Source organism: Paractinoplanes pyxinae (assembly GCF_026626335.1).
Classification (GTDB): domain Bacteria; phylum Actinomycetota; class Actinomycetes; order Mycobacteriales; family Micromonosporaceae; genus Actinoplanes; species Actinoplanes pyxinae.
This window is the reverse complement of record NZ_JAPNTZ010000005.1, coordinates 344,453-366,025: the sequence shown is the minus strand read 5'-3', so window position 1 is coordinate 366,025 and position 21,573 is coordinate 344,453. Positions and strand designations below refer to the sequence as shown.

Genomic DNA, 21,573 nt, shown 5'->3' with positions numbered 1-21,573 from the left:
GGAGTCAACAGCCGCGCGGTACCGGTCCCACGAGGGACAATGGTCGCCGACGCAACTTCTCGACCACGGAGGCTCATCCTGAACGCGCGACGACCGGCCGCGGTGCTCTTCGACATGGACGGCACGCTGGTGGACAGCGAGAAGGTGTGGGAGGTCGCGCTGCACGAGCTGGCCGCGCGGGCCGGGGGCACGCTGTCACCGGCCGCCCGGCACGCCATGATCGGCAGCAGCATGGCGAACAGCATGCGGATCTTCCGCGACGACCTGAACCTGCCCGACCGTCCCGAGGCGCCCGACGTCGAGTGGCTGACGAACCGCGTGTTCGAGCTGTTCGCCGGGGGACTGGTGTGGCGGCCCGGGGCCCAGGCCCTGCTGCACGCCGTACGGTTCGCCGGTCTGCCCACCGCGCTGGTCACCTCCACCGGCCGCAAGCTGGTCGAGGTGGCTCTCGAGACGCTGGGCCGCGAGAACTTCGACGTCATCGTCTGCGGCGACGAGGTCACCATGCCCAAGCCCGACCCGGAGCCCTACCGCGCCGCGGCCAAGCTGCTCGGCGTGGCCGTCGAGGACTGCGTGGCCATCGAGGACTCACCCACCGGCGTCTCCAGCGCCCTCGCCTCGGGCGCGGCGGTGCTGGCCGTGCCGTCCGAGCTCGAACTCCCACCGACCGACGGGGTCCACCTCCGCACCTCACTGGTGGGCGTGGACCCCGACTATCTGGCCGAGCTTCTGATCAATCGTGGGCTATTGCAGCCAGAACGTTGAGCCGGGCTGCCTTGATCGAAGGGAGCACGGCCGCCAGGACGCCGACCAGGGCGGCCAGGCCCAGGTAGAGCGCCATCTGGGTCCAGGGCAGGACCAGGTCGGTGATGCCCTCGCCGTCCAGGGCCTGTACGACGGCTGAGCCCAGGCCGGCTCCGACGATCACGCCCAGCAGGGCGCCGAAGACCGAGATGACCACGGCCTCGACGGTGACCATGCGCATCGTCTGGGCCCGGCCGAGGCCGACGGCTCGCAGCAGGCCCAGTTCCCGGGTGCGTTCCAGCACCGAGAGGGCCAGCGTGTTGATCACGCCGAGCACCGCGATCAGGATGGCCAGGCCGAGCAGCACCTGGATCATCGTGATGACCGTGTCGAACGTGCCCACCTGCTGGTTGATGTAGCTGCTGCGGTCGGTCGCGTTGACCTCGGGGCTGTCCGCCACCAGCGCCTTTACCTGGGGCAGCACCTGGGCCATGGTCGCGCCGTCGGCCAGGCGGACGAAGCCGAGCATGGGCTGGGTGATGCCGAACTCCTTGGACGCCGCCGCCGGCAGGAAGTACGTGCCGGGCATGGCGTCCTCGTCGTAGGTCGCGACGATCGTGTAGTTGTGCTCCTCGCCGCGCGGCAGCTGGATTCTCAGCACGCTGCCGACCGCCCAGCTGTGCTCGGCCGCCTCCTGCTGGCTGACCGCCATCTGGCCGTTCTTCAGCACCGGCAGGCTCGCCTGCCCGAACGCGTCGGCCATCTTGGCCAGGTTGTCCGTGGAGTCGACGTACGTGCGTTCGCCGTTGACCAGCGCCTGGTCGTTCCAGAGGCCGGCCGCCGCCCGTACGCCGGGCAGAGCCGCTGTCTTGGCCAGCACCGCGTCGTCGAAGGTGGGCGGGCGGGGCCCGTTCTGGTCGCCGCCGATCACGATCTCGGCCTTGACCGTGTTCTCGGCCTGCGCGGCGATGCTCTGCTTGGCCGAGTCCATCACCACGGTGACGCCGGTGACCAGGGCGATGCCGACCATCAGGGCGGCCGCGGTTATCGCCGTACGCCGGGGGTTGCGGCCCGAGTTGAGCCGCCCCAGCCGGCCGGGCACCGACCACGAGAACAGGCGCCCCAGACCGGCCACCACCGGCTTGCTGATCAGCGGCGTGAGCAGGGCGATCCCGATGAACGTGACCAGCACCCCGGCCAGGATCAGCCACAGCGAGCTGGTCCCGTACAGGCCGATGCCGAGCATGGTCGCGCCGGCCGCGCCGATGATCGCCCCGGTCACGGTCACCTTGGTCAGCGGGCGATCGGGTGTGGCGACGTCCTGCATGGCGGCGATCGGCGAGATCCGCGAGGCGCGCAGCGCGGGCAGCACCGCCGCGACCACGGTCACCACCACGCCGACGATCAGCGAGCTGAGGATCGCGGCCAACGGCACACCGACCGGCGCCGGATCGAGCCCGCCGCTCATCGAGCCGAACAGCGTGACCAGCAGCGCGCCCACCCCGACGCCCGCGCCCAGGCCGAACACGGCGGCGATCAGGCCGATCACCAGCGCCTCGACGAGCACCGAGTTGATCACCTGGCGACGGCCGGCGCCGAGCGCGCGCATCAGGGCGAGCTCACGGGTCCGCTGGGCCACGATGATCGAGAACGTGTTGAGGATGAGGAACGTGCCCACGAACAGGGCCACTCCCGCGAAGCCGAGCAGGATGTTGTTGAAGAAGCTCAGCGCCTCTTTGAACTGGGCGGCGCTGTCGGCGGCGAGCTGCTCGCCGGTCTTGACGTCGTAACTCCCGCCCACCCGGGCCGCAATTTGGTCCCGTACGGCGGAAGGCTCCCGACCTTTGTCGACGCGCACGGTGACCTGCGTGAAGACGCCGGTCTGGCCCAGCATCGACCGCTGCGCCTGCGGCGTGGTGAAGGCGACCTCCTGGACGCCGCCGATGCTGTCCCGGCCCTCGGTGTACCCCCACACGCCGACCAGCGTGAACGTCTTCTTCGGCAGCTGGGTGAGCACGCCCACCCGGTCGCCGACCTTGATGCCGGCCGCCTTGGCCACGGCCTCGTTGACGGCGATCTCGTTGTCCTTCTCGGGGCCGCGGCCCTGGCGCATCTGCATCAGGTCGTCGGTGCCGACCCAGTTCATGCCGATGCGGGGCGGTCCGTAGCTGGTCACCACCTTGCCGTCCGAGCCGATCACCCGGGCGCCGTCGTCGGAGATCACGCCGGTCGCCTTGGCCACGCCCGGAACGGCGGCGACCTGGTCGACCAGGGACGCGGGCAGCGGGGTCAGGACCTGCTCGCCCTCCATCTCGGACACCGCCACCTTGGGCTTGGCCATGACGGCCACGTCGGTCTGCGAGTAGCCCTCGGCGAACAGCTTGTCGAACGTACGCCCGAGCGTGTCTGTCGTGACGAAGGCGCCGGCCACGAACATGACACCGAGCACCACGGCCAGACCGGAGAGGACCAGCCGCAGCTTGCGCGCCAGCAGGCTCTTCAGCGTCGCGCGCAGCATCAGACCAGCACCTCCCCGGCCTTCATCTGCTCGAGCACCGACTCGGGGGTCGGGTTGTCGAGCTCGGCCACGATCTCGCCGTCGGCCAGGAAGATCACGCGATCGGTGTAGCTGGCCGCGACCGGGTCGTGGGTGACCATCACGATCGTCTGGCCGTGCTCCATCACGCTGCTGCGCAGGAAGGCCAGGATCTCGGCGCCCGCCTTGGAGTCGAGGTTTCCGGTCGGCTCGTCGGCGAAGATGACGTCGGGCCGGCTCATCAGCGCCCGCGCGCACGCCACCCGCTGCTGCTGGCCGCCGGAGAGCTGGCTGGGGCGGTGCCCGAGGCGGTCGCCCAGGCCCACCGTGCCGATCACCGTGTCCCACCACTGCGGGTCAGGCTTCTTGCCGGCGATGTCCAGCGGCAGCAGGATGTTCTCGGCCGCGGTCAGCGTCGGCAGCAGGTTGAACTGCTGGAAGATGAAGCCCACGCGGTCGCGGCGCAGCCGGGTCAGCGCCTTGTCGTTCAGGCCGGTGACCTCGGTGCCGCCGATGTGCACCGTGCCGCGGGTGACCGTGTCCAGCCCGGCCAGGCAGTGCATCAGCGTGGACTTGCCGCTGCCGGACGGGCCCATGATGGCCGTAAATCTGCCTCGTTCAAAACTCGCGCTCACCCCGCGCAGGGCGACCACGCGCGCCTCCTCTTTCCCGTAGACCTTCCACACGTCGTCGGCGCGCGCCGCCTTCGTCCCCATCATCTGTAGCCCCCTGGTCATGGTTTCCGCTGCGGCCCAGTGTTTCGGTGTGACAGCGTGATGACGTCAGCCCAGCGGCGTACGCGTACGCGGAGATTCGGGTACGGGAAGCACCCAGGGGTTTCTCAGGGTCGACCCTGAGATGTCAAAGTGACGGCGGACTGACACTTGACTGACGTCAGTCATGACGTCATAGTGGTGTCATGGACTTGACGCCGTACCTCGAAACACTCCGGGCAGACCTCGCGGCCGCCGCGGCGCCGGCCGGTCCCGAAACCACGCGGGCCGCCGAACTGCTCGGGCACTCACTCGAAGCGTCGGCCCGCCTGGCGCTGCTCGAGGCGCTGTCCGACGCGGCGGCCGAGATCACCACCCGGCTGCCCGACGCCAGCGTCGAAGTGCGGCTGCGCGGTCGCGAGGCCGACCTGGTGGTCAACCACCACGCCCCCGAGCCGCCGGAACCCCCGGTTCCGCCGGCCGCGCCCGCGGCGCCGGTGCCGCCCGACGGCGACCTGACCCGGCTCACCCTGCGGATGCCGGAATCGCTCAAGACCCACGTCGAGCAGACGGCGGCGGCCGAGGGCATCTCGGTCAACGCCTGGCTGGTGCGGGCGGTCACCGCGGCCGTCAACACGCCCATGCCGCCGCCGTTCCCGCCGCCGCCCTTTCCCGGCCCGGCCGGCCGCAACCCCAAGCGGGTGACCGGCTACTTCCAGGCCTGAGCAGTTCCACCCCTTGACCTTGACCCTCGGTGAGGGTCGAGCCTGATCGGCATGCCCGCAAACGGCAGGAAAGAGACCCCTCATGTACGAGTTCCAGCACCCCCAGCCCGTCACGGTGGCCCTGCACGCCCGCAGCGGCGTGGTCCGCCTGCTCGCCGAGGACCGCGACGACATCCAGGTCACCGTCGAACCGATGGACGGCAAGGACAGCTCCCGCGAGGCCGCCGACAAGACCCCGGTGCTGCTCGAAGGCGACACCCTGGTCATCGGCGAACAGAGCAGCTCGTGGACGCTGCGGCGCACGCCGAAGCTCGCCATCACCGCCCGGGTGCCCGCCGGCAGCTCGCTGGCCGGCAAGAGCGCCTCGGCCGACGTGGCCGCCACCGGCGCCTGGCAGACGGTGAAGCTCGACGTCGCCTCGGCCGACATCCAGATCGACCAGATCACCGGGGACGGCGACGTGGACAGCGCCAGCGGCGACCTGGCCGTCGGCCGCGTCGGCGGGTCGCTGCGCGTCGGCGTCGCCTCCGGCGACATCCGCGTCGGTTACGTCACCCGTGACGTCAGCGCGAAGTCGGCCAGCGGTGACGTCCGCGTCGACGCGGCCGGCGGCGCCGTCCTGGTCTCGACGGCCTCGGGCGACGTCCGGGTCGGCCGCCTGCGCGAGGGCCGCAGCCTGATCAAGACCGCCTCGGGCGACGTCCAGGTCGGCATCGAGCCCGGCGCCGGCGTCTGGCTCGACGTCAGCACCGCCTCCGGCCGAACCATCACCGACCTGACCCAGCCCGAGACGGCCCCGCCCGCCTCCGACGGCCCCGCCGTCGAACTGACCATCCGCACCGCCAGCGGAGACATCCACCTGCACCGCGCCACCGACAGGAAGGCTGCCTGAGATGCTGCCCGACAACCGCTACGGCCTCGAGAACTCCGTCCGCCGCCGCCTCCGCTCCGGCCTGCGCAAGCGCAGTGACCGCTTCACCCCGCCCGAGTGGCCGGTCAGCCGCGGCCCGACACCCAACCCGCGCCGCGAGGACTGATCCCGGCCCAGCGCCCCCGGACACGGCACCCGCCGTTCCGGGGGCGCTTCCCTGTCTCCGGTACGCGAGCGATCGCACGATGCGCTCGCCGGCCTGCGGCGCCGGCCGTCAGGCGCCGGGTTTGACGAGGCCGGTTTCGTAGGCGAGGGCGACGGCTTGGGTGCGGTCGCCGGCCGTCAGGCGCCGGGTTTGACCAGGCCGGTTTCGTAGGTGAGGACGACGGCTTGGGCGCTGTCGCCGGCCGTCAGGCGCCGGGCTTGACCAGGCCGGTTTCGTAGGCGAGGACGACGGCCTGGGTGCGGTCCCGCAGGCGGAGCTTGGTCAGGACGTGGCCGACGTGGGTTTTGATCGTGGTCTCGCTGACTTGCAGAGCGGCGGCGATCTCGGCGTTCGAGTGGCCGCGGGCCACGTGGACCAGGACCTCGCGTTCGCGGTCGGTCAGGGTGTCCAGCTTGGACGAGGTGGTGGTCTCGGGAGCGGGCAGGGCCTCGGCGACGCGGGTGAGGATGCGGGCCAGCACCGCGGGCGTGATGACGGCGCCGCCGGTGGCGACCGCCCGGACGGCGGCCACGAGTTCATCGGCCGGGGCGTCCTTGCTGAGGTAGCCGGCCGCTCCGGCGGCGATCGCGGCCAGCACGTCCTCGTCGGTGTCGTGGTCGTTGAGGACGAGCACCCGCACGGGCAGGCCCGCCTCGGACACCGCGCGCGTGACGCCCAGGCCGTCCACGCGGGGGAGGGCCAGGTCGGTGATCAGCACGTCGGGCAGCAGGCGCCGGGCCAGGTCGACCGCCTCGCCGCCGTCGCCGGTCTCGCCCGCCACCACGATCTCGTCGTCCGCCGCCCCGCCGGTAGCCAGGCCGCCGACGTGGCCACCGCCCGCCGTTGCGCCGCCGTCCCGGCCGACGGCCGGCGAAGCGCTGCCTGCCGTCAGGATGGCGCGCAGCCCCGAGCGCTGCATGGGGGCCGCGTCGGCCAGCAGGACGCGCAGCGGGCGCGGCGCTGCCGGCTGAGGACCCCCGAGCGGGCCGGACGGGGTCACCGGAGAGCCGGTAGGCGGGTGCGAGCCATGGCGGCAACCTTAGGGCCTGCGGCGAAAAGGGCGGCGCGCGGCGGCCCGCCGATCGGCCCGGTCACGCGGCGGCCACCTCGGTCACGGGGCGGGCTCGCACCGCGGCGCAGGCTCGCACCTGGTCCGGTCACGACGGCCCGCAACCCGGGTCGGGCTTGCGGCGAAAAGGGCAGCGCGCGGCGGCCCGCCCATCGGCCCGGTAACGCGGCTGCCCACCTCGGTCATGGGGCTGGCTCGGACCTCGGTGCGGGCTCGCAGCCTGGTCCGGGCACGACGGCCCGCAACCCAGATCGGGCCTGCGGCGGGGCGCGGTCAGGCCAGACGGTCGTCGTCGGTGGGGGTGGGCTGGAGCAGGTCGTCGGAGGTGGTGGGGTACGGCGGGGGAGTGCCGCCGAACTCGGGGCAGAAAGCCTGGTGGCTGCACCAGGCGCACAGGCGGCTGCGCTTGGGCAGGAAGGTCTGCTCGTGCTTGGCCCGCTCGATGGCCTGGGAGAGGGCGACCAGGGTGCGTTCGAAGCGTTCCAGCTCTTCGGCGTCGGGGCTGTAGTCGCAGACCTCGGCGTCCTTCAGGTAGACCAACCGCAGCACACGGGGGACGACGCCGCGGGTGCGCCACAGGACCAGGGCGTAGAACTTCAGCTGGAACAGGGCGCGGCCCTCGAACGCTTCGCGCGGGGCGCCGCCGGTTTTGTAGTCGACCACGCGCAGGTCGCCGGTGGGGGAGACGTCCAGGCGGTCGATGTAGCCGCGGATCAGCAGCTCGTCGTCGACCAGGGTGGACACCAGGGTCTCGCGCTCGGCCGGTTCGAGGCGGCTCGGGTCTTCCACCGCGAAGTAGCCGGGCAGCAAAGCCTGCGCGCCGGCCAGGAACGCGGCCAGGCGGGCCTGCTCGCCGGCATCGGGGCCGACGCCACCCGTCGCGTCGGCCTCGGCGTCAGCGGCCGCGGGGTCGACGAAGGCCGCGGCGAGGCCAGCGGAAGTCGCGGCGAGGTCGGCGGAAGTCGCGGCGAGGTCGGCGGAGGCCGCGGCGGGATGGACGGAAGCCCCGGAGGCACCTGTGGCCAGGCCGGGGGAGGCGGCAGTGTCGATCGGGCGGCCGGCCGCGTCGAGCAGAGAAGGGGGCTCGGTGGCGGCGGCGAAGATTTCGGCCAGCTCGGGCTCGTCGGCGAGCAGGCGCTGCCAGGAGGGGGCGACCAGGGCGGCGGCGGCCTCCGGCGTCCGCTCGGCGGCGGGCAGGTCGAACAGCGCCTCGAGGACGGCGTGGACCAGAGTTCCCCGTACCTGATCGGCGGTGGGTTGCTCGGGCAGGCGGTCGATCGTGCGGAAGCGGAACAGCAGCGGGCACGTCTTGAAATCGGCCGCGCGCGACGGTGACAGCGAGGGACCCGTGTGCGGGGCCGGGGAGTCAGCGGGGGAGACCGTCGGTGCTGTCATACCGGAAAGGCTAGGGCAGGGGTACGACAAAACGCGCTCCGGGAGTTCCCAGGGCGACTCCGTAGCATCGACGGCGTGAATGACAGCGCGGCGAGCAGCAACGGGGCCCGGCAGCGGCGCCGGACGGGGCGTGCGGCCCGCCCGGTGGGCCACGTGCTGGGCATCCCGATCTTCGTCAACGGATCGATGATCCTGCTCGCGGTGCTGGTCACGGTGGTCTACGGCAACTACGTGCGGGGTCAGCTCGACCTGCCGGAGCCCATCGCGTACCTGGTGGGTCTGGGTTTCGTCATTTGCCTGCTCGGCTCGGTGCTGCTGCACGAGCTGGGGCACGCGCTGACCGCGAAGCGCTTCAAGATCGGTGTACGCGGGATCACGCTGGAGTTGCTGGGCGGCTGGACCGAGATGGACCGGGACGCGCCCACCCCGCGGGTCGACGCCCTGGTCAGCCTGGCCGGGCCGGCCGTCAGCCTGGTGCTCGGCGGGCTGGCCACGGCGGCCTTCTTCGCCATCCCGGACCGCACGATGGCCGGTCAGATCGCGTTCCAGCTGGCCGCCAGCAACATTCTCGTCGCCATCTTCAACGTGCTGCCGGGCCTGCCGCTCGACGGCGGGCGGGCCCTGCGCGCCGGCCTGTGGGCGCTGCTGAAGGACCGCAACCACGCCACCGAGGCGGCCGGCTGGGCGGGCCGCCTGATCGCCTTCGGCACCGGCATGACCGCTTTCTGGTTCTACCGGCTGGGCACGATCACCCTGCTCGGGCTGCTGTTCGTCCTGCTGGTCGTGTTCACCCTGTGGCAGGGCGCCGGGCAGTCGATCCGGCTGGCCCGGATGACCCGCCGGTTCCCCCTGGTTGACCTCAACCAGCTGGCCCGCCCGCTGCTCACCGTGCCCGCCGGCACCCCGCTCGGCGAGGCCCAGCGCCGCCGCTCGGAGGACCCGAGACCCAACGTGGTGCTCGCCGTGTCGGACTCGGCCGGTAATCTCACCGCACTGGTCGATCCGGTCGCCGCCGAGCGCGTCCCGGTCGACCGGCGCCCGTGGGTGGCCGTCGACAGCGTGTCCCGCTCGCGCGACGCCGTGCCCGCGCTGCCGCTGGGGCTCAGCGGCGAGCAGGTCGTGCGCGCCCTGCAGGCGCACCCTGCCGCCCAGTACGTCGTCACCTCGGGCGAGGATGTGGTGGGGGTTCTGCGGGTGGGCGACGTCGCCCAGGTGCTGGAACCCCGCCGCGCCGGCCCGCCCGTGAAGCAGAAAGAGAAGTAGTGACCATTTCGCCAGCCACTGTCGTCGACGAGTCCCAGCCCGCGCACCGCGGGCCGTTCCGGGCGGGTGACCGCGTCCAGCTCACCGACCCCAAGGGCCGCATGCACACGATCGTGCTGGAACCGGGCAAGTCGTTCCACACCCACCGCGGCGCGCTGGAGCACGACGCCCTGATCGGCCTGCCCGACGGCAGCGTCGTCACCTCGTCCGGCAGCACGGCCTACCTGGCGCTGCGCCCGCTGCTCAGCGACTACGTGCTCTCGATGCCGCGCGGCGCCCAGGTCATCTACCCCAAGGACGCGGCCCAGATCGTGGCCATGGGCGACATCTTCCCCGGGGCCAAGGTGCTCGAGGCCGGGGTCGGCTCGGGCGCGCTGACCTGCTCGCTGCTGCGGGCCGTGGGAACCAGCGGCGAACTGCACTCGTACGAGCTGAGGGACGATTTCGCGGCGATCGCCCGCAAGAATGTGGAATCGTTCTTCGGTGGCCCGCACCCGGCCTGGCACCTGCACTCCGGCGACGTGGCGAGCAACCCCGAGACCGGTTTCGACCGGATCGTCCTGGACATGCTCACCCCGTGGGAGGCGCTCGACATGGTCGAGAAGGCCCTGGTGCCGGGCGGCGTGTTCATCGGCTACGTGGCCACCACCCCGCAGCTGTCCGAGCTGGTCGAGGCGCTGCGCGAGCGCGGCGGCTGGACGGAGCCGCGGGCCTGGGAGTCGCTGGTGCGCGACTGGCACGCCGAGGGCCTGGCCGTCCGGCCCGACCACCGGATGATCGCGCACACGGCGTTCCTGGTGTCGGCGCGCAAGCTGGCGCCCGGTGTCACGGCCCCGCCGCGCCGCCGCAAGCCGAGCAAGGGCGCCGAGGCGTACGCGCTCAAGCGGGCCGCCCAGGCCGCGCTGGCCGCCCAGCAGGAGCCGGACGAGGACGCGGCCGGCGACCGCTCACCGATCGAATGACGCCTCCTGGCTCGTGGATGTGACGCGGCGCTCGGCGTTCGGGTAGCTTCCAGTTCGGCAGTGGCACGGCTCGGGGAGGATCGGGTGGGCGCGATGAGTTCACCGCCGTTCGGCGGCAGCAACGAGATGCCGGCGGTCTTCCCGGACTGGTCGCCTTACCAGGATCTCGACTCGGCTGCCCGCGCCTACCTGCGCGACCCCGAGGTGGCTCTGGACGCGCTGTTCGGCGTGCTGCGCGGCGCCTCGGTGCTGTGCTTCACGCTCGAGCGCTTCGTCAACGAGGTCAACGGCGTCTGGCAAGAGGTCGTGATCTGCGACGGCAGCCGCCTGGTGCTCTGGCACGGCGAGGACGTCGCGCCCGGCGACGGCCCGGTCGGCTCGATGACCTCGTCGCTGCGCGTGGTGCCGCTCTCCACGGTGACCGAGGTGGGCTGCCGGCGGCGGCTGACCCGTACCTCCAACGGCCAGGCGCGGGTCGACAGCATCGACGTCTACCTGCTGCTGAGCTCGGTGGACGACGCGGTGCCGCCGCCCGGCATGGACGAGGGGGAGTCGCGCGCGACCATCCGCCACGACGCGCTGCGCTTCGGCAAGACCCTCGACGACGGGGGTCCGGGGCAGATCGCGCGGCTCGAGGAGTTCTCGCGCGTGGTGGCTTCCTTGGTGGGGCGCCCCACTTTGTAGGCTGCGACACAGGTTTCGCGCGTGTGACTTTTTCGGAGTTTCCGCCGTCGTCATCGACGCTTGTCGCCTTTCGGGGGAACGGCTCCCGTGTGCGCCGCAAGCGCCCGTTTCCGGTGACCCGTACTGATGCAAAGCTCCTGGCCTGGGGGTTGATGGCCCCCAATCCGGCGCGGCGGCCGAAGGGAAGCCGCCGACCGTACCGGAACCCCCCGACAAACTCCTTGCGCACACCGGCCGAATGGATCAAGACTCGGTGACGAGGGTGTTGCATGGGTCGAAATCCGGTCCGCAGCGGCTAGTGTTATCCCAAGACGTTCGAGCCCCCGGGGAGGTGGGACGTGGCACGCAGCGACGAGGCGGACAACCGCGCCGCACGTTGGGAAAAAGAGGCCAACGATCTCTCCAGCCAGGTCGCGTTCCTTCAGGAGGAACTCGCTCTTGTGCGGCGGAAGTTGACCGAAAGCCCACGACACGTCCGGCAGCTCGAGGAACGGCTCGCGGCAACGCAGGCGCAGCTGGCCCGACTGACCGAGAACAACGACCGGCTCGTGGCGACCTTGAAGGAAGCCCGGGCCCAGATCGTCACTCTCAAGGAAGAGATTGACCGGCTCGCCCAGCCGCCCAGCGGCTACGGCGTTTTCCTGACCGCCCACGAGGACGGCACCGTCGATGTCTTCACCGGCGGCCGCAAGCTCCGCGTGGCGGTCTCGCCGTCCCTCGAGGTCGAGGAACTGCAGCGCGGGCAGGAGGTCCTGCTCAACGACGCGCTCAACGTCGTCGACGCGTTCGGCTTCGAACGCAGCGGCGAGGTCGTGACGCTGAAGGAGGTCCTGCTGGGCCCCGACGGCGAACGCGGCGACCGGGCCCTGGTCGTCTCGCACGCCGACGAGGAGCGGATCGTCTTCCTGGCCGACTCGCTCGAGATCGGCAAGCTGCGGGCCGGCGACTCGCTCATGATCGAGCCGCGGTCGGCCTACGCCTACGAGCGGATCCCCAAGAGCGAGGTGGAAGAGCTCGTCCTCGAAGAGGTCCCCGACGTCGACTACACCGACATCGGCGGCCTGCACTCGCAGATCGAGCAGATCCGCGACGCGGTCGAGCTGCCCTTCCTGCACGCCGACCTGTTCCGGGAGCACCAGCTGCGCCCGCCGAAGGGCATCCTGCTCTACGGCCCGCCCGGCTGTGGCAAGACCCTGATCGCCAAGGCGGTCGCCAACTCGCTGGCGAAGAAGATCGCCGAGCGGCGCGGGGAAGAGAAGCACACCAGCTACTTCCTCAACATCAAGGGCCCGGAACTGCTCAACAAGTACGTGGGTGAGACCGAGCGGCACATCCGCCTGGTCTTCCAGCGGGCTCGGGAGAAGGCCGGCGAGGGCACCCCGGTGATCGTGTTCTTCGACGAGATGGACTCGATCTTCCGCACCCGTGGCTCCGGCGTCTCCAGCGACGTCGAGAACACGATCGTTCCCCAGCTCCTCAGCGAGATCGACGGCGTCGAGGGCCTCGAGAACGTCATCGTGATCGGCGCCTCCAACCGGGAAGACATGATCGACCCGGCCATCCTGCGCCCCGGCCGTCTCGACGTGAAGATCAAGATCGAGCGTCCGGACGCCGAGGCCGCGAAGGACATCTTCGGCAAGTACATCCTGTCCGACCTGCCGCTGAGCAGCGAAGACCTCAACGAGCACGGCAACGACCGCGACGTCACGGTGGCCGCGATGATCGAGGCGGTCGTGCTCCGGATGTACACCGAGTCCGAGGAGAACCGCTTCCTCGAGGTCACCTACGCCAACGGTGACAAGGAGGTCCTGTACTTCAAGGACTTCAACTCGGGCGCGATGATCCAGAACATCGTCGACCGCGGCAAGAAGATGGCCATCAAGGAGTTCCTCACCTCCGGCAAGAAGGGGCTGCGCCTGCAGCACCTGCTCGACAGCTGCGTCGACGAGTTCCGCGAGAACGAGGACCTCCCCAACACCACCAACCCCGACGACTGGGCCCGCATCTCCGGCAAGAAGGGCGAGCGGATCGTCTACATCCGCACGCTCGTCTCCGGCGGCAAGGGCGCCGAGGCCGGCCGCTCCATCGAGACGGCCAGCAACACCGGTCAGTACCTGTAACAGGCATTTCGAAGCGCGGGCCGGGGGTTTCCCCCGGCCCGCGCTTTCGTTTGACCCCGCATGAGGCGCCTGGACTGGCTCGATGCCCTGCGCGGGCTGGCCGCGATCACCGTCGTGCTGTTCCACCTGAGCCCGCAGGTGATCGGCGACGAGGCGCACCTGGCGGTCATGCGGCAGATCGACTTGGGCAAGTACGCGGTGCTGCTGTTCTTCCTGGTCAGCGGGTACGTGATCCCGATGTCGCTGGAGCGGCACGGATCGCTGCGGCGGTTCTGGATCGGCCGGCTGTGCCGGATCTACCCGGCCTACCTGGTCACCATCGGCCTGTTCGCGCTGCTGGCGGCGGCCGGGCTGCTGCATTGGCAGGCGTCGTTGCGGGCCGAGACCGGGGCCGGCGTGCTCGCGCACATCACGATGATGCCCGACCTGGTCGGGGTGCGCGGGGTCGTGCGGGTGTTCTGGACGCTGTCCTACGAGATGGTGTTCTACCTGGTGGTGGCGGGGCTGTTCGCCGCCCGGGCGCATCGGCACAGCGCCTGGTACGCGGCCGGGCTGGGGCTGGTGGCGGGGCTGGGCGGGGCGTATCTGCCGGAGTCGTCGACCGGGAACTCCTGGTCCGACCGTCGCCTGCTGGCCGCCGTACTGGTGCTGGTGGTGGGGTTGACCTTGATCTGGCAGGTCAAGGGTCTGGCGGCGGGGGCCATCGGGATCGCGTTCGTGTTGCTGCCGGCCCTGAACGGGCACGCCGGGCCGGGCAGTACGGTCCGCTCGTCGGCGCAGGGCCTGCTGTTGCTGGCGGTCATGTTCGCGGGCACGGTGATCTATCGGTGGCAGCACAGGCAGATCGGGGACGTCCCGGCCGTTCTCGCGCTCGTCGTCGTGACGGGGGCTCTCATCGGCGATCAAGGGCTCGGCACGGCGCTCGCGGTCGTGGCGACATTCCTTTTGGCGTACGTTTTTCGCAAGCGCGCGATGCCGCAGGGGCTCACGTGGCTCGGGCGGATCAGCTACTCGCTGTACCTGCTGCACGTCGTCGTGCTCTTCATGATCCCGCGCCTCGTCCCGGATCTCGGGACTCAGGGGCTCCCGACCAGGGTTGCGGCCGGGGTCGCGTACGTAATAATTGTCTTGACCTTGGCCGCGATCGGCTACCGCATCGTGGAACAACCGGGGCAGGCCCTCGGCCGCCGGCTCGCCGCGCGGATCGATGCATCTCATTTGCCGCACACCCAGAGTGCCGCGCCGCGCACCACGCGGGGCGATAACGCGCGCGAGAGCGTCTAGGCTCGATACATGAGCAACAGGGGCAACGTGGCGGGTGGGGTGGTCGCATGAGCGTTCGACGGATTATGGGCACCGAGGTCGAGTACGGCATCAGCGTCCCCGGGCAGCCCGGCGCCAACCCGATGGTCACCTCGTCGCAGGTGGTCAACGCGTACGGCGCGCGGCCCGAGCTCAACCGCGGCGGACGCGCCCGGTGGGACTACGAGGAGGAGTCGCCGCTGCGTGACGCGCGCGGCTTCACCTACTCCGGCGCCGCCTACGACCCGGCCGACGCCCTCGCCGACGAAGACCTCGGCCTGGCCAACGTGATACTGACCAACGGCGCCCGCCTCTACGTCGACCACGCGCACCCCGAATACAGCACGCCCGAGTGCACCAACCCGCTCGACGTCGTCAAGTGGGACAAGGCCGGCGAGCGCGTGATGGCCGAGGCGTCCCGGCGCGCGGCCACCATCCCCGGCACGCACCGCATCCAGCTCTACAAGAACAACACCGACAACAAGGGCGCCTCGTACGGGTCGCACGAGAACTACCTGATGCGGCGGCAGACCCCGTTCGCCGACATCGTCGCCCACCTCACGCCGTTCTTCGTCACCCGGCAGATCTTCACCGGCGTCGGGCGCGTCGGCCTCGGGCAGGACGGCAGCGGCTCCGGCTTCCAGATCAGCTCGCGGGCCGACTTCTTCGAGGTCGAGGTCGGGCTCGAGACGACGCTCAAGCGGCCCATCATCAACACCCGCGACGAGCCGCACGCCGACGCCGACAAGTACCGGCGCCTGCACGTCATCATCGGCGACGCCAACCTGTCCGAGATCGCCAGCTACCTCAAGATGGGCACCACCTCGCTGGTGCTCAACATGATCGAGGAGAAGGTGTTCAGCGGCGACCTGGGCATCGCCGACCCGGTCAGCGAGCTCAAGTCGGTCAGCCACGACCCCTCGCTCAAGCACCTGATCCGGCTGCGCGACGGGCGCAAGCTGACCGCGCTCGACCTGCAGTGGGCCTACTACGAGCGGGCCCGCGAATTCGTCGACCAGCGCGAGGGCGACGACGCCGACGAGCAGACGCGCGACGTGCTCGACCGCTGGGAGGACACGCTCGACAAGCTCGGGCGCGACCCCATGGAATGCGCCGACACGCTCGACTGGGTGGCCAAGCTGCGGCTGCTCGAGGGCTACCGCGAGCGCGAGAACCTGGGCTGGTCGTCGCCCAAGCTGCAGCTGGTCGACCTGCAGTACGCCGACGTGCGGCCCGAGAAGGGGCTGTACCACCGGCTGGTCGCCCGCGGGTCGATGAAGACCCTGCTCGAGCCGGACGACGTGCAGCGGGCCATGGCCGAGCCGCCGGAGGACACGCGGGCCTACTTCCGCGGGCGGTGCCTGGCCCAGTACGCGTCCGAAGTGGTCGCGGCCAGCTGGGACTCGGTCATCTTCGACGTCGGGCGCGAGTCGCTCGTGCGGGTGCCGATGATGGAGCCCGAGCGGGGGACCAAGAAGCACGTGGGCGCGCTGTTCGACAAGTGCGAGAGCGCGAAGGATCTCCTCGAAGTCATCACCGCGCGCTGAGTGGTTTTGTCACAGGCGCGAGGTAGGTTTTTCTCAACCCGTAGGCGCAGGCTTCCGGGTGGCGCAGAAGGGGGACACCGATGGCAACTCGGGACACCGGCGGGCAGTCGCAGTCGGGCAAGGGCCGGCAGGACGAGCAGATCGACGAGACCACCACTGAAGCCAACCCTGAGGTAGCCGAGCGGCACGCCGAGATCACCGAGGACGTCGACGACCTGCTCGACGAGATCGACTCCGTGCTCGAAGAGAACGCGGAAGAGTTCGTGAGGGGCTACGTCCAAAAGGGCGGAGAGTAGACCTGGTTGTCCGTTTCTGGGTCGGCTAAGCCCAGAGCGAAAAACGAGCCGCGGTGAGCCGCGGGGATCATGTGCGGCCGTCAGGTGCTTGTCTGCCTGGCGGCCGTCGCCATCAGGTCCAACACGTCGACCACGATCATCGCCTCGCCCCCTCGCCGCGGGATAGGGTTCGTCAACTGCACCGGCAGCTCTGGGGATGCCGGAGCAAACACGGAACTGAAAGGAACCACGTGGCAAAGGACTTTGATCCATCCGGGCGCATGCCGGATTACTTCACCAACGCGGGGACGTCCTCCTTCACGCAGTTCCTGACCCATGCGTCCCCGGAACTTCTGCCGGGCCGCCGGCCGCTGCCGCCGGGGCTCTCGGCCGACATCGCGCCCCACGCGACGACGATCGTGGCCATCGCGACCGCCGAGGGTGTCGTGATGGGCGGCGACCGGCGCGCGACGATGGGCAACCTGATCGCCAGCCGGGACATCGAAAAGGTGCACCCGGCCGACTCGTACTCGCTGATCGGCATCGCCGGCACGGCGGGCATCGGCATCGAGCTGATGCGGCTGTTCCAGGTCGAGCTCGAGCACTACGAGAAGATCGAGGGCACGATGCTCTCGACCGACGGCAAGGCGAACCGGCTGGCCGGCATGGTGCGCGGCAACCTGGGCGCGGCGATGCAGGGCCTGGCCGTGGTGCCGCTGTTCGCGGGCTACGACCTGGCGCCGGCCGACCCGTCCAAGGTCGGGCGCATCTTCAGCTTCGACGTGGCCGGCGGCCTGTACGAAGAGACCGGCTACGACGCGATCGGGTCGGGTTCGCTGTTCGCCAAGTCGGCTCTGAAGAAGAAGTACCGGGCCGGTCTGAGCACCGACGACGCGGTCCGGCTGGCGGTCGAGGCGCTGTACGACGCGGCCGACGACGACACGGCGACCGGTGGTCCCGACCTGACCCGCAAGATCTTCCCGGTGGTGATGTCGGCGACGGCCAACGGCACGCACCGGCTGACCGAGGCCGAGGTCACCGCGGTGGCCGAGGCCGTGGTGGCCGGGCGCATGGAGAATCCGGGCGGCTGAGTCCGGTTGGTGGTAACAGCCGAATTCACCTGGGACGAAAGGGAGTAGCCACCCGTGGCCATGCAGTTTTACGCATCGCCCGAGCAGGTCCAGCGCGACCGCTCGGAGTACGCCCGCAAGGGCATCGCCCGCGGCCGGTCGGCCGTGGTGCTGACGTATGAGGGCGGCATCCTGCTGGTCGCCGAGAACATCACGACGCTCCGCAAGATCAGCGAGATCTACGACAAGATCGGGTTCGCCGCGGTCGGGCGGTACAACGAGTTCGAGAGCCTGCGCCGGGCCGGCATCCGGATGGCCGACGTCAACGGCTACAGCTACGACCGTCGCGACGTGACCGGGCGGTTCCTGGCCAACGCGTACACGCAGACGCTGGGCGCCATCTTCACCGAGACGCAGAAGCCGTACGAGGTGGAGATCTGCATCGCCCAGGTCGGGGCCTCACCCGAGACGGACGAGCTCTACCGCATCACGTACGACGGTTCGGTGATGGACGAGCCGGGCTTCATGGCGATGGGCGGCCAGGCCGAGGCCATCTCGAACGTGCTGCGCGAGCGGCACGACTCGGCGGCCGAACTGCCGGTGGCGCTCGCGCTGGCGGCCGAGGCGCTGGGCAGCGTGGGCGGCGAGAACGGCCAGACCCGCAAGCTCGACGCCAAGCAGCTCGAGGTGGCCGTGCTCGACCGGCGGCGCAAGGGCCGCGCGTTCCGGCGCATCCACGGGGTGGCGCTGACCACCCTGCTCGAGGGCCAGAAGGACGTGCCCGAGCAGGACCTGGGCGACGTGGACGCGGCTCCGCCGCCGGCCGGCACCGACAAGCCCGCGGTGTCGGCGGCGTCCGAGCCGACCCCGACGCCGGTGACCCCGGCCGAGGGCGACCCGGCCGAGCCCACCGACGGTGTCAACGGCGACGGTTCCTGACGCGATCATGCCCCCGGTGGGTATACACCGGGGGCATGACTGACAACGTTCGTTCCTTCGCCCTGGCTTCCTCGTGCGCTGCTTTCGTCGGTGTGCCCTGCTTGGGCGCGCTGTTCGGCCGTGGTGAGCAGACGGCCCGCTACGACACGGTGATCACGCCGCCCGACTACGCGTTCGCGGTGTGGGGGCCGATCTTCGCGGGGTGCATTGCCTCGACGGTGGCCCAGTGCTTACCCGCGGGCCGCGGCGACCCGATGAGCCGGCGCACGGGGTGGCCGCTGGTCGGCGCCTATGCGGTCAACACGGCCTGGTCGCTGGCCGCGCAGAGTGGGCGCTTTGAGTTCACGCCGGGGCTGCTGCCTGTCGCTACCGCTTTCGCCGCTCTTGCTTACGGCCGGGCGCAGAGCGTCCCGCCTTCCGCCCGCCCCGGCCGTGCGCAGCGTGTGCGGTCGCTGTCCGGCCCGGCTGCCCTGACGCCCGCGAGCACCGGGTTGCTGCTCGGCTGGACGGCACTGGCCAGCACGGTCAATTTAGCCGCCGGCGCGGTGGCTGCCGGGGTCGGGAAGAACGACTCACGCCTGGTGGCGGCCTCGACGGCCGCTGTGCTTCTCGCCTCGGCCGCGGTAGCCGGAGGAGTGGCCCGCACTCAGCGGGGCGCGCTCCCGCTCGCGCTGGCGTCCATGTGGGGCCTGGCCACGACGGCCCTCACCCGCAGTCGTCCCAAGGTGGTGCGCTGGGCTGCGGCCGCGGGCTCGGCCACCATTGCCACGGCGGCCGCCGCTAGTCGCTCGTGAGGGGGCGCCACCAGTCGGGGTTGTCCCGGTACCAGCGAACGGTGCTGGTCAGGCCGGAGGCGAACTCCACCCGCGGGCGCCAGCCCAGGTCGTGGCGGATCTTGTCGTCGTCCATGGCTCGGCGCAGGTCGTGGCCGGGGCGGTCGGGGACGTAGGTGATGCGGGTGGTGGGCGCGTCCAGCTCTTCGAGCACCAGGGTGGCCAGGTCTTTGTGGGCTATCTCGACGCTGCCGGCCACGTTGTAGGTCTCGCCGGGGCGGCCGTCGGTGAGGACCAGGGCGACCGCTCGGATCAGGTCGTACACGTGCAGCCAGTCGCGGATGTGGGCGCCCTCGCCGAGCAGGGTGAGGGTTCCGCCGGTCAGGGCGGTGGTGGCGAGGCGGGGGATCAGATGGGTGGGGTGCTGGTTACCGCCGTACACGCTGCTGGGACGGACAATCGTGACCGGGAGGCCGTGCGTGCGGTGAGCGGCCAGGGCCAGCAGATCGGCGGAGGCTTTGGCGGCCGCGTATGGGGTTGTGGGCGACAGAGGCGCGCGCTCCGACCAGGCGCCGGTGGGGATCGGGCCGTACACCGCATCGGTCGAGATGTGCACAAATCGGGCCAGGTTATGGCGGCGGGCGGCGTCCAGCAGCACCTGGGTGCCCAGCACGTTCGAGGTGACGTCGGGGCCGGCGGCGAAGTGGACGATCGCGTCGTGGCGCCGGACGACCACCTCGGCCAGGGCGCTCTCGGCCACGTCGCCGGGGACGAAATCGAGACGCTTCTCGTGCGCGACCGGCCCGAGATTGGCGAAGCTCTCCGCGTACACAAGCTTGTCGAGAACCGTGACCCGCGCGCCTTCCAGACCCGGCAACCGGTCGGCCAGCATCGCGCGCACGAAGTGCGAGCCGATGAAGCCGGCGCCGCCGGTGACCAGAACGTTCATCCGTAACGACTCTACCGGCGCTGGGTGACTGCCAATGGGTGGCTTATGCGGCTAGTGTTTCGTCATGGAACGGCGAATTTTCGGCCTCGAGACCGAGTACGGCGTCACGTGTACTTACCGGGGGCAGCGGCGGCTGTCGCCCGACGAGGTGGCCCGCTACCTGTTCCGCCGAGTGGTGTCCTGGGGACGCAGCAGCAACGTTTTCCTCCGTAACGGCGCCCGCCTCTACCTCGATGTCGGTTCCCACCCCGAGTACGCGACCCCCGAGTGCGACTCCGTCACCGACCTGGTCGCGCACGACCGGGCCGGCGAGCGGATTCTCGAGGGCCTGCTGGTCGACGCCGAGAAACGGCTGCACGACGAGGGCATCGCGGGCGAGATCTACCTGTTCAAGAACAACACCGACTCCGCCGGCAACTCGTACGGCTGTCACGAGAACTACCTCGTGTCGCGCCACGGCGAGTTCGGCCGGCTCGCCGACGTCCTCATCCCGTTCCTAGTGACCCGTCAGCTCATCTGCGGCGCCGGCAAGGTGCTGCAGACCCCGCGCGGCGCCGTCTTCTGCCTCTCGCAGCGCGCCGAGCACATCTGGGAGGGCGTCTCCAGCGCGACGACGCGGTCCCGCCCGATCATCAACACGCGCGACGAGCCGCACGCCGACGCCGAGCGCTACCGCCGCCTGCACGTCATCGTGGGCGACTCCAACATGAACGAGGTGACGACGCTGCTCAAGGTGGGCAGCGCCGACATCGTGCTCCGCATGATCGAGGCCGGCGTGGTCATGCGCGACCTCTCGCTCGAGAACCCGATCCGGGCCATCCGCGAGGTCAGCCACGACATCACCGGTCGCCGCAAGATCCGCCTGGCCAACAACAAAGAGGTCAGCGCCCTCGAGATCCAGCAGGAGTACCTGGCCAAGGCGACCGAGTTCGTCGAGCGCCGCGGCGGCGACCAGACCGCCAAGCGCGTCGTCGAGCTGTGGGGCCGCGTGCTCAACGCGATCGAGACGGGCGACCTCGACCCGGTCTCGCGCGAGATCGACTGGGTCTCGAAGTACAAGCTGATCGAGCGCTACCAGGCCAAGCACCAGATCCCGATGAGCCACCCGCGGGTCGCCCAGCTCGACCTGGCCTACCACGACGTGCGCCGGGGCCGCGGCCTCTACGCGCTGATGGAGAAGCGCAAGCAGGTCGACCGCATCTCCAACGACCTCGAGATCTTCGAGGCGAAGGAGACGCCGCCGCAGACCACCCGGGCCCGCCTGCGCGGCGAGTTCATCCGCCACGCGCAGGAGAAGCGCCGCGACTTCACCGTCGACTGGGTGCACCTCAAGCTCAACGACCAGGCGCAGCGCACCGTGCTCTGCAAAGACCCGTTCCGCGCGTACGACGAGCGGGTGGAGCGGTTGATCGCCAGCATGTGAGGTTAGGC

Annotated in this window: 20 protein-coding genes; 15 read left to right on the top strand and 5 right to left on the bottom strand. The window is 70.5% G+C overall.

The features are described 5' to 3' along the window. Positions 1 to 102: 102 nt before the first annotated feature. Positions 103 to 765 carry an HAD family hydrolase gene (locus OWR29_RS16070; protein WP_267563630.1) on the top strand — a complete coding sequence of 221 codons (663 nt, stop codon included), beginning with the start codon at positions 103 to 105 and terminating at the stop codon, positions 763 to 765. On the opposite strand, the gene OWR29_RS16065 is transcribed toward OWR29_RS16070, so the two are convergent. After that, on the bottom strand, positions 734 to 3,262 hold the full coding sequence (locus OWR29_RS16065) for an ABC transporter permease (protein WP_267563629.1): 2,529 nt from the start codon (positions 3,260 to 3,262) through the stop codon (positions 734 to 736). The two genes, OWR29_RS16070 and OWR29_RS16065, sit on opposite strands and share 32 nt — an antisense overlap. Continuing rightward, complete coding sequence (locus OWR29_RS16060) at positions 3,262 to 4,017, bottom strand: ABC transporter ATP-binding protein (RefSeq protein ID WP_438872597.1); 756 nt, start codon at positions 4,015 to 4,017, stop codon at positions 3,262 to 3,264. Before OWR29_RS16060 ends, OWR29_RS16065 begins: the two co-directional genes overlap by 1 nt. A 182-nt stretch (positions 4,018 to 4,199) precedes the next feature. On the opposite strand from OWR29_RS16060, the gene OWR29_RS16055 reads away from it, so the two are divergent. From OWR29_RS16055 to OWR29_RS16045, 3 genes are all read left to right on the top strand, one after another. Then, positions 4,200 to 4,718: a hypothetical protein gene (locus OWR29_RS16055; RefSeq protein WP_267563627.1), complete on the top strand. Its 519-nt coding sequence runs from the start codon at positions 4,200 to 4,202 to the stop codon at positions 4,716 to 4,718. A gap of 82 nt (positions 4,719 to 4,800) precedes the next feature. Continuing rightward, positions 4,801 to 5,610, top strand: coding sequence for a DUF4097 family beta strand repeat-containing protein (locus tag OWR29_RS16050; RefSeq protein WP_267563626.1), 810 nt, complete (start codon positions 4,801 to 4,803; stop codon positions 5,608 to 5,610). Between the two features lies 1 nt (position 5,611). Further along, the gene (locus OWR29_RS16045) at positions 5,612 to 5,755 is read left to right on the top strand and encodes a hypothetical protein (protein WP_267563625.1); all 144 of its coding nucleotides are present in this window, start codon (positions 5,612 to 5,614) and stop codon (positions 5,753 to 5,755) included. 244 nt (positions 5,756 to 5,999) lie between these two features. Here OWR29_RS16045 and OWR29_RS16040 read toward each other — a convergent pair whose 3' ends face one another. Next, positions 6,000 to 6,713: a LuxR C-terminal-related transcriptional regulator gene (locus OWR29_RS16040; RefSeq protein ID WP_438872607.1), complete on the bottom strand. Its 714-nt coding sequence runs from the start codon at positions 6,711 to 6,713 to the stop codon at positions 6,000 to 6,002. A gap of 423 nt (positions 6,714 to 7,136) precedes the next feature. Continuing rightward, positions 7,137 to 8,258 (bottom strand): RecB family exonuclease, encoded by a 1,122-nt coding sequence (locus tag OWR29_RS16035; protein WP_267563623.1) that lies wholly within the window; start codon positions 8,256 to 8,258, stop codon positions 7,137 to 7,139. 153 nt (positions 8,259 to 8,411) lie between these two features. Here OWR29_RS16035 and OWR29_RS16030 point away from each other — a divergent pair, with 153 nt between their 5' ends. The 10 genes from OWR29_RS16030 to OWR29_RS15985 all read left to right on the top strand — a co-directional run bounded on the left by OWR29_RS16030 (position 8,412) and on the right by OWR29_RS15985 (position 19,214). Continuing rightward, positions 8,412 to 9,521 carry a site-2 protease family protein gene (locus OWR29_RS16030; protein WP_438872606.1) on the top strand — a complete coding sequence of 370 codons (1,110 nt, stop codon included), beginning with the start codon at positions 8,412 to 8,414 and terminating at the stop codon, positions 9,519 to 9,521. Beyond that, entirely contained in the window at positions 9,521 to 10,483 is a 963-nt protein-coding gene (locus tag OWR29_RS16025; RefSeq protein WP_324291247.1) for a tRNA (adenine-N1)-methyltransferase, read from the top strand. Before OWR29_RS16030 ends, OWR29_RS16025 begins: the two co-directional genes overlap by 1 nt. A gap of 93 nt (positions 10,484 to 10,576) precedes the next feature. Continuing rightward, on the top strand, positions 10,577 to 11,167 hold the full coding sequence (locus OWR29_RS16020; protein ID WP_221379373.1) for a hypothetical protein: 591 nt from the start codon (positions 10,577 to 10,579) through the stop codon (positions 11,165 to 11,167). Between the two features lie 338 nt (positions 11,168 to 11,505). Next, on the top strand, positions 11,506 to 13,287 hold the full coding sequence (arc, locus tag OWR29_RS16015; RefSeq protein ID WP_267563622.1) for a proteasome ATPase: 1,782 nt from the start codon (positions 11,506 to 11,508) through the stop codon (positions 13,285 to 13,287). A gap of 60 nt (positions 13,288 to 13,347) precedes the next feature. Further along, the gene (locus OWR29_RS16010) at positions 13,348 to 14,571 is read left to right on the top strand and encodes an acyltransferase family protein (protein ID WP_267563621.1); all 1,224 of its coding nucleotides are present in this window, start codon (positions 13,348 to 13,350) and stop codon (positions 14,569 to 14,571) included. 47 nt (positions 14,572 to 14,618) lie between these two features. Further along, on the top strand, positions 14,619 to 16,136 hold the full coding sequence (gene dop, locus OWR29_RS16005) for a depupylase/deamidase Dop (protein ID WP_369077352.1): 1,518 nt from the start codon (positions 14,619 to 14,621) through the stop codon (positions 16,134 to 16,136). Positions 16,137 to 16,216: 80 nt separating this feature from the next. Next, positions 16,217 to 16,432, top strand: a complete 216-nt coding sequence (locus OWR29_RS16000) for a ubiquitin-like protein Pup (RefSeq protein ID WP_215787104.1) — start codon at positions 16,217 to 16,219, stop codon at positions 16,430 to 16,432. Positions 16,433 to 16,662: 230 nt separating this feature from the next. Beyond that, positions 16,663 to 17,502, top strand: a complete 840-nt coding sequence (gene prcB, locus OWR29_RS15995) for a proteasome subunit beta (RefSeq protein ID WP_267563620.1) — start codon at positions 16,663 to 16,665, stop codon at positions 17,500 to 17,502. Positions 17,503 to 17,556: 54 nt separating this feature from the next. Next, on the top strand, positions 17,557 to 18,420 hold the full coding sequence (prcA, locus tag OWR29_RS15990; protein ID WP_267563619.1) for a proteasome subunit alpha: 864 nt from the start codon (positions 17,557 to 17,559) through the stop codon (positions 18,418 to 18,420). A gap of 35 nt (positions 18,421 to 18,455) precedes the next feature. Beyond that, positions 18,456 to 19,214 (top strand): TspO-related membrane protein, encoded by a 759-nt coding sequence (locus OWR29_RS15985; protein ID WP_267563618.1) that lies wholly within the window; start codon positions 18,456 to 18,458, stop codon positions 19,212 to 19,214. Here OWR29_RS15985 and OWR29_RS15980 read toward each other — a convergent pair. After that, positions 19,201 to 20,142: a dTDP-glucose 4,6-dehydratase gene (locus tag OWR29_RS15980; RefSeq protein ID WP_267563617.1), complete on the bottom strand. Its 942-nt coding sequence runs from the start codon at positions 20,140 to 20,142 to the stop codon at positions 19,201 to 19,203. The two genes, OWR29_RS15985 and OWR29_RS15980, sit on opposite strands and share 14 nt — an antisense overlap. A gap of 64 nt (positions 20,143 to 20,206) precedes the next feature. Between OWR29_RS15980 and pafA the strand changes: the two genes are divergently transcribed. Then, positions 20,207 to 21,565 carry a Pup--protein ligase gene (gene pafA, locus OWR29_RS15975; protein ID WP_267563616.1) on the top strand — a complete coding sequence of 453 codons (1,359 nt, stop codon included), beginning with the start codon at positions 20,207 to 20,209 and terminating at the stop codon, positions 21,563 to 21,565. The last annotated feature ends 8 nt before the right edge of the window (positions 21,566 to 21,573 follow it).

What these genes read in the sequence shown, in the direction of transcription:
- OWR29_RS16065 (WP_267563629.1), bottom strand. Translation starts at nt 3,262, where the DNA reads ATGCTGCGCGCGACGCTGAAGAGCCTGCTGGCGCGCAAGCTGCGGCTG.
- OWR29_RS16060 (WP_438872597.1), bottom strand. Translation starts at nt 4,017, where the DNA reads ATGACCAGGGGGCTACAGATGATGGGGACGAAGGCGGCGCGCGCCGAC.
- OWR29_RS16055 (WP_267563627.1), top strand. Translation starts at nt 4,200, where the DNA reads ATGGACTTGACGCCGTACCTCGAAACACTCCGGGCAGACCTCGCGGCC.
- OWR29_RS16050 (WP_267563626.1), top strand. Translation starts at nt 4,801, where the DNA reads ATGTACGAGTTCCAGCACCCCCAGCCCGTCACGGTGGCCCTGCACGCC.
- OWR29_RS16045 (WP_267563625.1), top strand. Translation starts at nt 5,612, where the DNA reads ATGCTGCCCGACAACCGCTACGGCCTCGAGAACTCCGTCCGCCGCCGC.
- OWR29_RS16040 (WP_438872607.1), bottom strand. Translation starts at nt 6,713, where the DNA reads ATGCAGCGCTCGGGGCTGCGCGCCATCCTGACGGCAGGCAGCGCTTCG.
- OWR29_RS16035 (WP_267563623.1), bottom strand. Translation starts at nt 8,258, where the DNA reads ATGACAGCACCGACGGTCTCCCCCGCTGACTCCCCGGCCCCGCACACG.
- OWR29_RS16020 (WP_221379373.1), top strand. Translation starts at nt 10,577, where the DNA reads ATGAGTTCACCGCCGTTCGGCGGCAGCAACGAGATGCCGGCGGTCTTC.
- OWR29_RS16010 (WP_267563621.1), top strand. Translation starts at nt 13,348, where the DNA reads ATGAGGCGCCTGGACTGGCTCGATGCCCTGCGCGGGCTGGCCGCGATC.
- dop (WP_369077352.1), top strand. Translation starts at nt 14,619, where the DNA reads ATGAGCGTTCGACGGATTATGGGCACCGAGGTCGAGTACGGCATCAGC.
- OWR29_RS16000 (WP_215787104.1), top strand. Translation starts at nt 16,217, where the DNA reads ATGGCAACTCGGGACACCGGCGGGCAGTCGCAGTCGGGCAAGGGCCGG.
- OWR29_RS15985 (WP_267563618.1), top strand. Translation starts at nt 18,456, where the DNA reads ATGACTGACAACGTTCGTTCCTTCGCCCTGGCTTCCTCGTGCGCTGCT.
- OWR29_RS15980 (WP_267563617.1), bottom strand. Translation starts at nt 20,142, where the DNA reads ATGAACGTTCTGGTCACCGGCGGCGCCGGCTTCATCGGCTCGCACTTC.
- pafA (WP_267563616.1), top strand. Translation starts at nt 20,207, where the DNA reads ATGGAACGGCGAATTTTCGGCCTCGAGACCGAGTACGGCGTCACGTGT.